The 12,981-nt window shown below is 73.5% G+C and carries 12 protein-coding genes; 5 read left to right on the plus strand and 7 right to left on the minus strand.

Translation table 11 applies throughout. The features are described 5' to 3' along the window. Window positions 1-36: 36 nt before the first annotated feature. From H8R17_RS19730 to H8R17_RS19740, 3 genes are all read right to left on the minus strand, one after another. Window positions 37-915 carry a hypothetical protein gene (locus tag H8R17_RS19730; protein WP_187824527.1) on the minus strand — a complete coding sequence of 293 codons (879 nt, stop codon included), beginning with the start codon at window positions 913-915 and terminating at the stop codon, window positions 37-39. Window positions 916-1,052: 137 nt separating this feature from the next. Next, entirely contained in the window at window positions 1,053-2,579 is a 1,527-nt protein-coding gene (locus tag H8R17_RS19735; protein ID WP_187824528.1) for a hypothetical protein, read from the minus strand. A 141-nt stretch (window positions 2,580-2,720) separates the two neighbouring features. Beyond that, window positions 2,721-3,416: a GntR family transcriptional regulator gene (locus H8R17_RS19740; protein WP_187824529.1), complete on the minus strand. Its 696-nt coding sequence runs from the start codon at window positions 3,414-3,416 to the stop codon at window positions 2,721-2,723. Window positions 3,417-3,588: 172 nt separating this feature from the next. Between H8R17_RS19740 and H8R17_RS19745 the strand changes: the two genes are divergently transcribed. From H8R17_RS19745 to H8R17_RS19765, 5 genes are read left to right on the plus strand one after another with little or no spacing between them, the layout of a single operon-like run. After that, on the plus strand, window positions 3,589-4,890 hold the full coding sequence (locus H8R17_RS19745) for an MFS transporter (protein WP_187824530.1): 1,302 nt from the start codon (window positions 3,589-3,591) through the stop codon (window positions 4,888-4,890). Beyond that, the gene (locus H8R17_RS19750; protein WP_187824531.1) at window positions 4,887-5,735 is read left to right on the plus strand and encodes a putative hydro-lyase; all 849 of its coding nucleotides are present in this window, start codon (window positions 4,887-4,889) and stop codon (window positions 5,733-5,735) included. The genes H8R17_RS19745 and H8R17_RS19750 overlap by 4 nt, the downstream gene beginning before the upstream one ends. Window positions 5,736-5,780: 45 nt before the next feature. Further along, window positions 5,781-6,539: a LamB/YcsF family protein gene (locus H8R17_RS19755; protein WP_187824532.1), complete on the plus strand. Its 759-nt coding sequence runs from the start codon at window positions 5,781-5,783 to the stop codon at window positions 6,537-6,539. Further along, window positions 6,536-7,156 (plus strand): allophanate hydrolase subunit 1, encoded by a 621-nt coding sequence (locus H8R17_RS19760; protein ID WP_187824533.1) that lies wholly within the window; start codon window positions 6,536-6,538, stop codon window positions 7,154-7,156. The genes H8R17_RS19755 and H8R17_RS19760 overlap by 4 nt, the downstream gene beginning before the upstream one ends. Continuing rightward, window positions 7,153-8,022, plus strand: a complete 870-nt coding sequence (locus H8R17_RS19765) for a biotin-dependent carboxyltransferase family protein (RefSeq protein ID WP_187824534.1) — start codon at window positions 7,153-7,155, stop codon at window positions 8,020-8,022. The genes H8R17_RS19760 and H8R17_RS19765 overlap by 4 nt, the downstream gene beginning before the upstream one ends. Window positions 8,023-8,103: 81 nt before the next feature. On the opposite strand, the gene H8R17_RS19770 is transcribed toward H8R17_RS19765, so the two are convergent. The 4 genes from H8R17_RS19770 to H8R17_RS19785 all read right to left on the minus strand — a co-directional run bounded on the left by H8R17_RS19770 (window position 8,104) and on the right by H8R17_RS19785 (window position 12,872). Further along, entirely contained in the window at window positions 8,104-8,955 is an 852-nt protein-coding gene (locus tag H8R17_RS19770) for an SGNH/GDSL hydrolase family protein (RefSeq protein ID WP_187824535.1), read from the minus strand. Then, window positions 8,952-10,139, minus strand: a complete 1,188-nt coding sequence (locus H8R17_RS19775) for a glycosyltransferase (protein ID WP_187824536.1) — start codon at window positions 10,137-10,139, stop codon at window positions 8,952-8,954. Before H8R17_RS19775 ends, H8R17_RS19770 begins: the two co-directional genes overlap by 4 nt. Next, window positions 10,136-11,266 (minus strand): glycosyltransferase family 1 protein, encoded by a 1,131-nt coding sequence (locus H8R17_RS19780; protein WP_187824537.1) that lies wholly within the window; start codon window positions 11,264-11,266, stop codon window positions 10,136-10,138. Before H8R17_RS19780 ends, H8R17_RS19775 begins: the two co-directional genes overlap by 4 nt. A gap of 187 nt (window positions 11,267-11,453) precedes the next feature. Then, complete coding sequence (locus tag H8R17_RS19785) at window positions 11,454-12,872, minus strand: HEAT repeat domain-containing protein (protein WP_187824538.1); 1,419 nt, start codon at window positions 12,870-12,872, stop codon at window positions 11,454-11,456. Window positions 12,873-12,981 lie beyond the last annotated feature (109 nt).

Consider the following 12,981-nt stretch of genomic DNA (forward strand, 5'->3'; position numbering starts at 1 on the left):
GCGGACTCTCGTCAGTCTTCGGCAGGTCGGGGTGGTTCAGGAGTGGAACGGCAGTCCCGCATCGGCCACCAGCTCCAGGTCGTCGGTGTCCTCGGCGGGCAGCAGGGTCGGTGTGCCGTCGGTGACCGGGACGACGCCCAGCTCCAGCAGCTCGGCCATGGCTGCGCTGCCCGCCATGTCACGCACCTGGAGTTGGTAGCGGGCGGTCGTGCGATAGGTACCGCCGTTGTCCTCGCCGGTGCGCTGCAGGAACCCGGAGTCGGTGAGGAACGCGACGGCCTTGCCGACGATGCCGGTAGTCGAACCGGCGAGACGGCGCGCGTCCTTGGTGGCACCGGCCGCGCTGCGTCTCGCCCAGATCCGCCAGGCGGCCTCCAGCCCGGGTGTCTCGGTGGCCGGGTCGGTGTTCTCGCCCTGCTCGGCGGCCCGCTCCTCCAGTCGACGGCAGGCCTGCCGTACGAAGGCGTCGACGCCGTTGACCGTGACGCGCCCGATGTACCCGTCGTCGGCGAGGTCCTCGGGACGCGGGAACGCCATGGCGGCGACGGCGAGATGAGCGAGCCCGTGCAGGAACCGGTCCCCGGAGTCGGCGGACGTACGACGCGCGTAGTCCCCCATGCGAACCGCGAACACCGAGTCCTCGGCGGCGGTCACCGCCATCCCCGCACGCGGCGACACCTCCAGCACAACCAGCCCGAGCCCCGCGGCCACAGCGTCCGCGAGCCGCGCAAACGCCGGATCCTCCCGGTACCGACGCAGCAGATCCGCGTACTCCTGATCACGGGCGGGCTGGAGTTTGGGCTGCAGCCCGAAGGCGACGAGCCGCGCCGCGTCAGCGGCGTCAGCAGGCGTGACGGCAGCAGACGCCGACGGGACGTCCCCCTCCGTTTCACCCCACTCGGCGTGCTCACTCACGACTGCAACTCCTTGAACTTGAAAACGAGGTCGATTGGCCAGTGCGCCGAAAGGGGCGCGGGGCTGTGACATATGCGGCTCCGCCGCGCGGGCGCGACCAGCCACAATGAACCTGCAGCTGCCCACCGACAGACCCATCAAGCGGCCTCCGTCCTGCCGGCCGCCATCCCCGCCGCATCCAACAGAGCCGTCCCCACAATCAGATCGGCCCCGCCGAACTCCGGATCGTCCAACTCGGTCCCGTCATCCACGGCGAACAACAGCTTCTCCTCGCCCTGCCGATAGGCGGTCCCCACCGGCGGACTGGCCGCATGAATCGCCAGCAGAGCGACCAGGTACGGCAGATCAGGGTCTCGGCGCCGCGCCTCGGCCAACACCCCCGAGAGCCGCCGCGGCGCATCCGCCGGTAGATCCAGCAACTCCATCGCGGCCGCCAGCTGCTCCTCACTGAACCGGCTGTCGTCCGGCGTGGCGATGAGATCCGGCTCCGGCATCTCCGCCCCGAGATGCTCCCGCTCCACGGGCGGCGTGAACAGTATGTCGACAAGGTCACCGATCCGGACGGACACCGGCGTACGCAACCCGGTGCCGCGCGCGAAGAACGCGTCCGTGACCCGCACGGCCTGCTCCAGCGGCAACGGCAGCACCGGCGCGACAAGATGCCCGTACAGGTCTATCCCCGACGCCGCCATGGGCGTGGCGAACGCCTGCCGGTCCTGCTCGGCCCGGAACAACGGCCCGGCCTCCAGCAGCCGCGACTGCAACTGCGTATGCCGCCGGATGCAGTCCTTCACGATGTCGACCAGCTCGGCCGCGCGGCGCTTGTGCTCGGGGTCCTCGGACTCGTCACGCGCCTTGCGGATGTTGGTGAGGATCGCGTTCTCGTGGCGGTATCGGTCGGCGACGTGGTCCAGGGCCTCGGCGATCATGTCGGGCACGGTGTTGAGCCAGTCCACCGCGCGCACGTTGCGCCGGGTCGCGTCCAGCGCCCTGCGGAGCGTCTCCGAGTACTGCACGGTCCGGTAGCGGGCCTGCTCGGCGGCGAGCTGCGCGTCAGCGAGCCGGCCCCGGCTGATCAGCACTTCCAGCTTGACCTCGGCGGCGATCTGCGCGCTGGTTACGTCGGTGTCGAGGGCGCCGACCAGGACGTTGACCGCCTCGTCCGTCGTACGGAGGTAGACGCTGCCGCCGGGGCCGGGTACTTCCTCGATCAGCTTGAAGTCGTAGTCACGGCGCACATACGTGCCGTCCGGCGCGAACGTGCCGTACACGGCCCGGAAGCCGCGGTCGACGCTGCCGACGTTGATGAGGTTCTCCAGGACCCAGCGGGCCACGCGCTCGTGCTCGGCGACGGGTCGCTGGGGCGCCTGGGCGGCGATACGCGGGATGAGACGGGCGACGATCTGGTCGTGGTCGGCGCCGGTGTCGAAGTCCATGTTGAGCGTGACCAGGTCGATGGCGGCGAGGGCGACCTCCGCCATGCCGTACACCGAGTACTCGCCCGCGAGGTTGGCCTTGCGCGCGTCGAGGTCGTGCAGCGGCGCGGTGCAGGCGAGCGCGCGCAGCCGCCGCGCCAGCCCCTCGTCGGCGGCCGGGCCCGGGGCGGGCCGCGGCCCCGCGCTGAGCTGGGGCGGAACACTGTCCGTCGATGCAGGCGAAGTCACGGTGCACAGACTAGGTCCTCGGTCTGACAACGGCCCAAACGACGCAGAAGCGACCCCGCGTCACGGTTGTCACACCGGCACTGACCGGTACCTGATCTTCCTCGGCCTTCCTCGGCCTTCCTCGGTCTCCCTCGGCTTTACTCAGCCTTCCTCGCCGACCCTGCGCCGGTAGACCTCCACGATCCGCGCCAGGGAGGCGTCGAGGTAGACCGCGAGCAGCTGCTCGGCCTTCTCGCGGTCACCGTCCTGAAGAGCCTGGAGTATCTCGACATTTCGTGCGATGTACGGTTCGTGCAGCCGCCGTGGATCGTCCACCACGTGGAAGGCGAGGCGCAGTTCGGCGAAGACGCTGCGCATCAGCTCGTCCGTGCGCTCGCTGCCTGCGAGGGCTACCAGTTCCCGATGGAAGTGGATGTTGGCCGTGCCCACGGCTTTCCAGTCACCTTCGCGCGCCGCCCGCCGACCCGCCTCGACCGCCTCGGCGAGCGCGTCGAGGCCGTACGGCGGCTCGCCGAGGCCGCGCACGACGGCGCATTCGACGAGGCGCCGAGTGCGGTAGATGTCCTCGACGTCCTCGACGGTCAGGACCCGGACGAAGACGCCCCGGTTCAGCTCGTGGACCAGCAGGCGTTCGTGGGTGAGCAGCCGGAACGCCTCGCGCAGCGTGTTACGGGAGACGCCCAGGGCGCCGCCGATGCTGTCCTCCGACAGCCGGGTCCCGGGCGGGAAGTACCCGTCGGCGATGCGGCTTCTGAGGATGTCCGAGACCCGTTCGGCGGTGCTGGTCCGCCCGAGAAGGGCACGGTCGTCGGCCAGGTCCTTCAGCTGCTCTGCCATGCCGGAATTCAATCGCAGATGACAAGAACGAAACAACAGGGGTATTGAGGGATCGTTGAACAATCCTCTACGGTGCTACGCACGGCGTCGCCTCCCTCCCGCGGCGCCGACCGCTTCCGCACGGCACGGCTCACTCCCCAGGCACTCTCCGTCCTCCCTCTGCGAGGTGCACATGAGCACGACCCCTCCACCGCAGGCCCCGACCACCGACCCACGCCCCCAATCGACTGAAGGCACCGCCGACGACGGGGCGTTGGGCTGGCTGCGGGCGCTCGGCCCCCGGGGCCGCCGCGCCTTCGCGGGTGCCTTCGGCGGCTATGCGCTGGACTCGTACGACTACTTCACGCTGCCGCTGAGCATGGTCGCGCTGGCCGCGTACTTCGGCCTGGACAGCGGCCAGACCGGCCTGTTCACCACCGTCACCCTGGTCGTCTCCGCGATCGGCGGCGCTCTCGCGGGCGTGCTGGCGGACCGGATCGGCCGGGTCAAGGCGCTGATGCTGACGGTCATCACGTACGCCGTCTTCACCGTCGCCTGCGGCTTCGCGCCCAACTACGAGACGCTGCTGGTGTTCCGCGCCCTCCAGGGGCTCGGGTTCGGCGGCGAGTGGGCGGTCGGCGCGATCCTGGTGGCCGAGTACGCCAGCGCCAAGCACCGGGGCCGTACGCTCGGCGCGATCCAGAGCTCGTGGGCCGTGGGCTGGGCGCTGGCCGTGATCGTGTACACGCTGGTGTTCTCGGTGGCCGACGACGACCTGGCCTGGCGCATCATGTTCTGGACCGGGGCGCTGCCCGCACTGCTCGTGGTCTGGGTGCGGCGCAGCGTGCACGACGCCCCCGAGGCGGCCGCGGCGCGTGAGAATAGCAACGAGAAGGGCTCGTTCGCTGCCATCTTCAAGCCCGGCCTGCTGCGGACGACCCTCTTCGCGGTGCTGCTGTCCACCGGTGTCCAGGGCGGCTACTACACGCTGGCCACCTGGGTGCCGACGTACCTGAAGACCGAGCGCGACCTGTCGGTCGTGGGCACGGGCGGCTATCTGACGTTCCTGATCTCGGGCGCCTTCATCGGCTATCTGACGGGCGGGTACCTCACCGACCGGCTGGGCCGCCGCCGCAACATCTGGCTGTTCGCGCTGCTGTCGGCGATCTGCATCCTGGCGTACGCGAACATCCCCAGCGGCGCCAACACCCTGCTCCTGGTGCTGGGTTTCCCGCTCGGGTTCTGCATGTCGGCCATCTTCAGCGGCTTCGGGTCCTACCTGAGCGAGCTGTACCCGACGGCGGTGCGCGGCACGGGGCAGGGCTTCACGTACAACACGGGCCGCGCGGTGGGCGCCGTCTTCCCCACGGCGGTCGGTTTCCTGGCCGACAGCTGGGGTGTGGGCGGTGCCCTCGTCTTCGGCGCGATCGGCTACGGCCTGGCGGCGCTGGCGCTGCTCGGGCTGCCGGAGACGCGCGGGAAGGAGCTGGTGTGAACGGCGCCCGCACCCAGGACCGACCCGTCATCGTCCAGGACCGCCCCGTCGCCCTCGTCGACGAGCACGCGCACGCGTGGAGCCCGAAAACGGCGCGAACCCGCTTCCGGGAGGGACTGACGGGCCCCACCGCCGGGGTCGCGGCGGGCCACGCCCAGGTCAACCTGATCGCCGTGCCCGCCGACTGGGCGTACGACGTGCTGCTGTTCTGCCAGCGCAACCCCAAGCCGTGCCCGGTCCTCGACGTCACGGACGCCGGATCCTTCTCCACGGTCCTCGCCGACGGCGCGGATCTGCGCACCGATCTGCCGCGGTACCGGGTCTGGCGGGACGGCGAGCTGGTGGACGAGCCGACGGACGCGCGCGCGTACTGGCGGGACGATCTGGTGTCGTTCCTGATCGGTTGCAGTTTCACCTTCGAGTGGGCGCTGGCCGAGGCGGGGGTTCCGCTCCGCCACGTCGAGCAGGGCCGCAACGTGCCGATGTACGTGAGCAGTTGGCAGTGCCGTCCGGCGGGGCGGCTGCGCGGGCCGATGGTGGTGTCGATGCGCCCGGTGCCGCCGGAGCATCTGGCGGCGGCGATCCGCGAGAGCGGCCGGCTCCCGGACGTGCACGGCAGCCCCGTGCACTGCGGCGATCCGTCGGTGCTCGGCATCGACGACCTCGGCCGCCCCGACTTCGGGGACCCGGTGGACACCGAGCCGAACGACATCCCGGTGTTCTGGGGCTGCGGAGTGACTCCGCAGGCCGCCGTGACGGCCTCGCGCCCGCCGTTCGCCCTCACCCACGCCCCGGGTCAGATGTTCCTGACCGACGCCCGCGACGACCAGTACCGCGTCGTCTGAAAGCCGCCTGCCGAAGGTGGCCCGACAAGGAGAACCCACGGAGTCATGACCTCGATCGATCTGAACGCCGACCTCGGCGAGGGTTTCGGCCGCTGGCGGCTCACCGACGACGAACGGCTGCTGTCCGTCGTCACCAGTGCCAACGTGGCCTGCGGCTTCCACGCCGGGGACGCGGCCACCATGCGGCGGGTGTGCGAGCTGGCGGTTGAGCGCGGCGTGACGATCGGCGCTCAGGTCTCCTACCGGGACCTGGCGGGGTTCGGGCGACGCGCGATGGACGTGCCGCCCGCCGAACTGGCCGCCGAGGTGGCGTACCAGATCGGCGCCCTGGAGGTCTTCGCGCGCGCGGCGGGCGCCCGCGTGGCGTACGTCAAGCCGCACGGGGCGCTGTACAACCGGGTGGTGCACGACGAGGAGCAGGCCGGCGCGGTCGTCGACGGCGTGCTCCTCGCGGACGCCGCGCTGCCCGTGCTCGGCCTGCCCGGCTCGCGCCTGCTGGAGCTGGCCGGGAAGGCCGGCCTGCCGGTCGTCACGGAGGCCTTCGTGGACCGCGCCTACACCGACGAGGGCACGCTCGTGCCACGCGGGCAGGAGGGCGCCGTGGTCACCGACCCGGAGGCTGTCGTCACGCGCTCGGTGAGCCTCGCCCGCTCCGGCGAGGTCGTCTCCCGCTCCGGGGCGCGCGTGGAGGTACGCGCGCGTTCGCTGTGCCTGCACGGGGACACGCCCGGCGCGGTGGAGCTGGCGCGCCGGGTCCGGGAGCGCCTGGAGGAGTCGGGGGTCCGGGTGGAGGCCTTCGCATGAGGGTGCTGCCCGTCGGCGAGGAGGCCCTGCTCGTCGAGGTGGCGTCGGACGATGAGGCCCAGGCGCTGCACGCGGAGCTGCTGCGGCGCCGCGCGGAAGGCTCGCTTTCGGTCCGGGAGATCGTCCCCGCGGCCCGCACGGTCCTCCTCGACGGACTCGCCGACCCGGCCCGGCTGTCCTCCGAACTGACCGCGGCCGAGGTGCCGCCCGCTCCGCCACACGGGCGTGAGGTGGTGGAGATCCCGGTGCGCTACGACGGCCCGGACCTGGCCGACGTCGCCGCGCACTGGGGCGTGCCGGAGCGGGAGGTGCCCCGCATCCACGCGGGCACCGAGTTCCGCGTCGCCTTCTGCGGATTCGCCCCCGGCTTCGGCTACCTCACCGGCCTGCCTCCGCGCTACGACGTGCCGCGCCGCGCCACTCCGCGCACGGCCGTTCCCGCCGGTGCGGTGGCACTCGCCGGGTCCTACACGGGCGTGTACCCGCGCTCGTCACCGGGCGGCTGGCAGCTGATCGGTACGACGGACACCGTGCTGTGGGACCACGCGCGCGTGCCGGCCGCGCTGCTGGCGCCGGGCACGCGTGTGCGGTTCGTCCCGATCGGAGCGGCGGCATGACGGACCGCGCGCTCGCCGTCGTCCGCGCCGGTGCCCTGACGACCGTGCAGGACCTGGGGCGTCCCGGGCACGCGCACCTGGGTGTGCCCCGCTCCGGGGCGCTGGACGGGCCCGCCGCTGCGCTGGTCAACCGGCTGGTCGGCAATCCGCCCGGGGCGGCCGTCCTGGAGACCACCTTCAACGGCTGTGCCGTACGCCCCCGTTCGACCGTCACCGTGGCGGTCGGCGGCGCCCCGTGCCCGGTCACGCTCGACGGGCGTCCGGTCGCCTGGGGAGCGCCGGTGCACGTGCCCGCCGGGGCGCTGCTGGACGTGGGAGCCGCGCTCTGCGGCGTACGCAGTTACGTGGCCGTCTCCGGCGGCGTCGCCGTGGAGCCGGTGCTCGGCAGCCGCTCCACGGACCTGCTGTCGGGGCTGGGACCGGCGCCGCTCACGGACGGGACGGTGTTCCCCCTCGGGCCGCGAGGAGACACGCACGCGCGCGTGGACGTCGCCCCGCAGCCGGCGCCCCCGGCCGAGCTGGTGCTGCGGGTCACCCCGGGCCCGCGCGACGACTGGTTCACGCCGGAGGCCCTGCGGGCGTTCACCTCGCGCGCGTACCGGGTGTCCCCCGCGAGCAACCGCATCGGGCTGCGCACCGAGGGACCCGCCCTGGAGCGGGCCCGCCCGGGCGAACTCCCCAGCGAGGGCATGGTGCTGGGCGCGGTCCAGGTGCCGCCCGACGGCAGGCCGGTCGTGTTCCTCGCCGACCACCCGACGACGGGCGGCTACCCGGTGATCGCAGTGGTCAGCGCCGCCGACCTGCCGGCCGCCGCCCAGGCGGTGCCGGGCACTCCGGTGCGCTTCCTGGCGGTACGCCGCCGCTGACGCGCGCCTTCACGACCTATGCGGCTCCGCCGCGCGGGCACGTCCGGCCGCAGACGGGCTCACCGCCCTCCTGGCGGAGCGTCACGCGGCGCCCGGCTGCTGCTCCCCCACCGACAAGGCCGCCAGCGCCGCCGTCACCGCGGCCGAGGCCCGCAGGTCGAGCCGTGCGCTCGTCCCCCGCGCGCGGTGCCGCATCTCGTCGGCGGCGAGCGTCAGGAGCTGCGGCAGCAGGTCGGTGCAGCGGCGGGCCACCCAACCGGTGCCGGCCGTGGCCAGCCACCACAGGCTCGCCGACCGCGTGGGAGCGGGGAACTCGGGCTCCGGCGAGGGCGCGGGCCCCGTGGCGATGCCGCGCTCCGCCAGCAGCACGTGGAAGTGCGCGGCCAGCTGCCGGTGTCCCCGTTCGCCGGGGTGGAGCCGGTCCGCGCTCCACATCACCCGGTCCGTGATCCAGCCGCCCTCGCACGCGTGCAGGTGCACCGCGCCGTACCGGTCGGACAGCACGTGGACGACCGTGTTGACCGCGCGCTGCCGTCGCGCGAGCGGACGGGCCAGGGCGCCCGGCAGGCCGAGCATCGCGCCGGGGTCGGGCAGGCAGGCGGTGAGCAGGGCCGCGCCCTGCCGGGTGCAGGCCGCGTACACCTGGTCGAGCCGGGCGGCCACGGCGTGGATGTCGAAGGTGCAGCGCAGGGTGTCGTTGACGCCGATGACGACCGACACGAGGTCGGGCCGCAGCGCCAGTCCGGCGGGCAGTTGCCGCTCCAGCACGTCCCGCGTCTGCGCTCCGCTCACCGCGAGGTTGGTGAACTGCGACGGCCGCTCGCCGAGCCCGGCGGCGAGCAGCGCGGCCCAGCCGCGCCACCCGCCGCCGACGGGGTCGCCCACGCCCTCGGTCAGCGAGTCGCCGAGGGCGACGAACCGCAGAGGTCTCATGCCACGCCCCCGGGCACGAAGGGCCGTACCGGGGTGGACGCGTCGTGCGCCTCGAGGAACGCCCTGACGGCAGTTTCCCAGCCGAAGCACTCCGCACGCGCGCGTGCCGCCTCGCGCCGGTCCGCCTCCAGACCTTCCAGCATCAGGCCGACGGCGTCCGCGAAGGCCTCCCCGTGGTCCGCGGCGACGGCCCCGGCGGAGCCGATCACCTCCGACAGCGCGGACGAGGCGCTCGCCACCACGGGCGTGCCGCACGCCATCGCCTCCAGCGCGGCCAGCCCGAACGTTTCCGCGGGCCCCGGCGCCAGACACACGTCGGCAGACGCCTGGAGCGCCCCGAGCACTCCCCGGTCAGAGACATGGCCGAGGAAAGTCACCGGCAGCCCGCGCTCGCGTGCCCGCTGTTCGAGCCGCGCCCGCAGCGGACCGTCCCCGGCCACCACCAGCACCGCCCGCCGGCCCCGCCGCCGCAGCGCCTCCAGGGCGTCCAGCGCCGTGCCGGGCCGCTTCTCCACGGAAAGCCGGGAGCACATCACCACCAACGTCTCGTCCTCATCCGCGTGCCGCGCCCGCAGACCCGGATCGCGCAGCGAGGGGTGCCGCCCGGCCAGGTCGACGCCCAGGGGTGCCCGGACGACATTGCGTGCCCCGATCCGCACGAACTCCCGTTCGGCGAACTCGGTGGTGCACACCACGCGCGCGTAGGTGTGGGCCGTACGGATGTTGAGGGCGTCGGCGGCGCGCCGGGCCGCCCCTTCCGGCAGGCCCCAGGTGCGCAGGACCCCGTCGGCGGTCTCGTGGGAGACCATCACGGCGGGCACCCGGGCGCGCCGTGCCCATTTGCCGGTCCACCTGAGGGTCGTTCGGTCGGAGACCTCCAGGCGGTCGGGCGCGAGCTCCTCCAGGAGCCGGGACACCCGCCGCTTGTCGGTAAGGACACGGTAGCCGCCGGTGCCGGGCAGTAGCGGTCCCGGCAGGGTGATCACCCGGCCCTGCTCGGTCTCGCGGTCGCTCGCGCGCTCCCCGGGCACGACGAGCACGGGCTCGTGGCCCGCCGCCCGGAAGCCCTTGCCCAGTTCGCGCAGCGCGGTGCGCAGGCCGCCGGACGCGGGTGCGACGAAGTTCGCGAGCCGGACGATCCGCAGCGACTGGCCGGTCGCGTTGCGCGCTGTTTCGCCGGTCATGCCGCCACCACCGGCTTCCGCGCGGCGAGCACGTCCGCGTAGTGCCCGATCAGCTGGTCGCCGACGGCCGCCCAGGTACGGCCCTCGACCATCGTGCGCGCGGCGGCGCCGTAGGCGGTCCGCAGCGCCGGGTCGGCGGCCAGGGACGCCACCGCGTCCCGTACGGCGGCAGCGTCGCGCGGCGGGACCAGGAGCCCGGTGCGCCCGTGGGCGACCAGGTCCAGCGGGCCGCCCGCGGCGGGGGCGACGACGGGCACGCCGCTGGCCATGGCCTCCTGCACGGTCTGGCAGAAGGTCTCGAAGGGGCCGGTGTGCGCGAAGACGTCCAGCGAGGCGAAGACGCGGGCGAGGTCGTCGCCGGTGCGCCGGCCCAGGAAGACCGCGCCGGGCAGCGCCTGTTCCAGGGTGGGGCGGCTGGGCCCGTCGCCGACGACCACGACGCGGACGCCGTCCAGACCGCACACTCCGGCCAGGAGTTCGACCTGCTTCTCGGGGGCGAGCCGCCCTACATAGCCGACGATCAGCTCGCCGTTCGGGGCGAGTTCCCGGCGCAGCGCCTCGTCGCGCCGGTCCGGCCGGAACCGGACGGTGTCCACGCCGCGCGGCCACAGCTTGACGCGGGGCACGCCGTGGGCCTCCAGGTCGTGCAGGGAGGCGCTGGACGGGGCGAGGGTGAGGTCGGCGGCGGCGTGCACGGAGCGTATGCGCCGCCAGGCGGCGGCCTCGCCGGCACCCATGTAGGTGCGGGCGTATCCGGCCAGGTCGGTCTGGTAGACGGCCACGGCGGGGATGCCGAGCCGGGCAGCCGCGGCCATGCCGCGGACGCCGAGGACGAAGGGGCTGGCCAGGTGGACGGCATCGGGCCGGTGCTCGATGAGCGCCGCGGCCAGGCGCCGGCTGGGGAGGGCGACGCGGACCTGGGGGTAGCCGGGGAGCGGTAGGGAGGGGACATGGACGACCCGGCACGGCGCGAGGCCGGCGTCGAGCTTGCTGCCGGGAGCTGGGGCCGGGGCGACGACGACGGGGGCGTGACCGCGCTCGACGAGGTGCCGGGCGGTCTGGAGCGCGCAGTGGGCCACGCCGTTCACGTCGGGAGGAAAGGATTCGGTCACGATGACGACACGCATACCGGTGTTGTCTCCGTACCGGACGTGGCCGCGTCAACGTGGATCTTTCCGGAGGACTAACGTCCCATGAGCGTTGCGCTGCATACCCGAGCGGGTCAGGTTTCGGCCGTGTGCGCCTGACCCGCGGGTCACCCGGCGTTCACCCGGCGGGCCTGCGTCACCGCTGTCGACTCGCCTCCAAGGGCTGTCACACGGCGGTTTCCTCCGGCCCGATCCGGCTGCGTACGGCCGTCTGGACCTCGACCTCCTCGGCGGGGTCGGCGGCGAGGCGGCGCAGGCGCTCGACGACGCGGTTGTCGCCGGTCTCGGCGTGCCGGGCGGCGAGTTCTCGGGTGGTCTCCTCGCAGTCCCAGAGGCACTCGACGGCGAATCCGGTGGCGAAGGAGGGGTCAGTGGCGGCGAGGGCGCGGGCGGCGCGGCCGCGCAGGTGGGAGGAGGCGGTCTCCCGGTAGATGTGGCGCAGGACGGGTGCGGCGCAGACGATGCCGAGGCGTCCGGTGCCGTCGACGAGGGTCCACAGGGTCGGCGCGTCGGGGCCTTCGCCCCGGACCGCCTCCCGCAGTGCCGCGAGGACCAGGTCGCGGTCCCGGGTGCCGCCGCGGCAGGCGAGGACGCGTCCGGCGGCGGCGCCGAGCGGGTCTGGCCGCCGGGCCCAGCCACGGGCACGTTCCACGGCGGTGACGCTGCGCAGGCGTTCGAAGGCGGCGACAGCGGCCTCCACGACGACCGTCGAGCCGGTGGCCACGGCGCCCTCGATCAGGTCGAGGGCGTCGGGATCGTTGCTGTCGGCGAGGTAGCGCAGGGCGGTGCACCGGGCTCCCTCGGTGCCGTCCTGCGCAGCCCGGACGATCTCGGGCCGGTCCTCGGGGCCCGCGACGGCCGTGAGACATCGGGCGGCGGGCACGTGCAGCGCGGCGCCACGCTCGATGCCCTGCTGGGCCCATTCGAAGACCGCCTGCACGCTCCACCCGGGGCGGGGCCCGGTCGGCCGCATCTGCCGCTGCCAGCGGTCGAAGCAGCCGGTCTCCTGGGCGGCACGCACGCGCGTGGCGATGGATTCGCGCGGATCCTCGGCCCACAGCCGCCAGGGCCGGGGCTCGAAGGCGTCCCGCACGGCGGCGGCCAGCTCGGCCTCGCCCTCCGGGTCGGCGGGGAAGCGCGCGAGGACGGGGGCGGCGAGGGCACGCAGGCCCGCGTCGCTGTCCCTGAGGGCGAGTTCGTCCAGGGCCCAGGCCCAGTTGGCGCCGTGGGCGGCGTACCTGCGCAGCAGTTCGAGCGCGTCCCGCCTGCCGTAGGAGGCGAGGTGGCCGAGGACGGTGAGGGCGAGGCCGGTGCGGGATTCGTCGGTGTCGAGGACGTCCTCGGGGTCGAAGAGGTGGGCCTCGATCGCGTCCAGTTCGCCGTGCAGGTCGAGGTGCAGGCGGGCGTAGTAGAGGGAGCGGTTCTCCACCTGCCAGTCGTGACGGGGGTCGTGCAGCACGCAGTGGTTCAGTGCCGCGAGCGCCTCGGCGCGCGGGGCGGTGAGCGCGTGCAGCGTGCCGTCGCCACGGCCCCGCTGAAGCAGGCCGAGCAGCGTACCGCTGGGCGCTATGACCGGATCGAACATGGGAAACAGCCTCACATCAAGCGTCGACGCAACCGGGGACGTGCACTACCTGGCCGCGTGACAACACGTCGGGGCGCCCGCCGTTTCCTGCTTGCTGTAGACCATCTTC

This window comes from Streptomyces sp. TRM68367 (assembly GCF_014495685.1).
Taxonomy (GTDB): domain Bacteria; phylum Actinomycetota; class Actinomycetes; order Streptomycetales; family Streptomycetaceae; genus Streptomyces.

Excerpts from the sequence above, each read along its gene's own strand:
- H8R17_RS19740 (WP_187824529.1), bottom strand. The coding sequence starts at position 3,416 with ATGGCAGAGCAGCTGAAGGACCTGGCCGACGACCGTGCCCTTCTCGGG.
- H8R17_RS19775 (WP_187824536.1), bottom strand. The coding sequence starts at position 10,139 with ATGACCGGCGAAACAGCGCGCAACGCGACCGGCCAGTCGCTGCGGATC.
- H8R17_RS19765 (WP_187824534.1), top strand. The coding sequence starts at position 7,153 with ATGACGGACCGCGCGCTCGCCGTCGTCCGCGCCGGTGCCCTGACGACC.
- H8R17_RS19785 (WP_187824538.1), bottom strand. The coding sequence starts at position 12,872 with ATGTTCGATCCGGTCATAGCGCCCAGCGGTACGCTGCTCGGCCTGCTT.
- H8R17_RS19760 (WP_187824533.1), top strand. The coding sequence starts at position 6,536 with ATGAGGGTGCTGCCCGTCGGCGAGGAGGCCCTGCTCGTCGAGGTGGCG.
- H8R17_RS19770 (WP_187824535.1), bottom strand. The coding sequence starts at position 8,955 with ATGAGACCTCTGCGGTTCGTCGCCCTCGGCGACTCGCTGACCGAGGGC.
- H8R17_RS19745 (WP_187824530.1), top strand. The coding sequence starts at position 3,589 with ATGAGCACGACCCCTCCACCGCAGGCCCCGACCACCGACCCACGCCCC.
- H8R17_RS19780 (WP_187824537.1), bottom strand. The coding sequence starts at position 11,266 with ATGCGTGTCGTCATCGTGACCGAATCCTTTCCTCCCGACGTGAACGGC.
- H8R17_RS19755 (WP_187824532.1), top strand. The coding sequence starts at position 5,781 with ATGACCTCGATCGATCTGAACGCCGACCTCGGCGAGGGTTTCGGCCGC.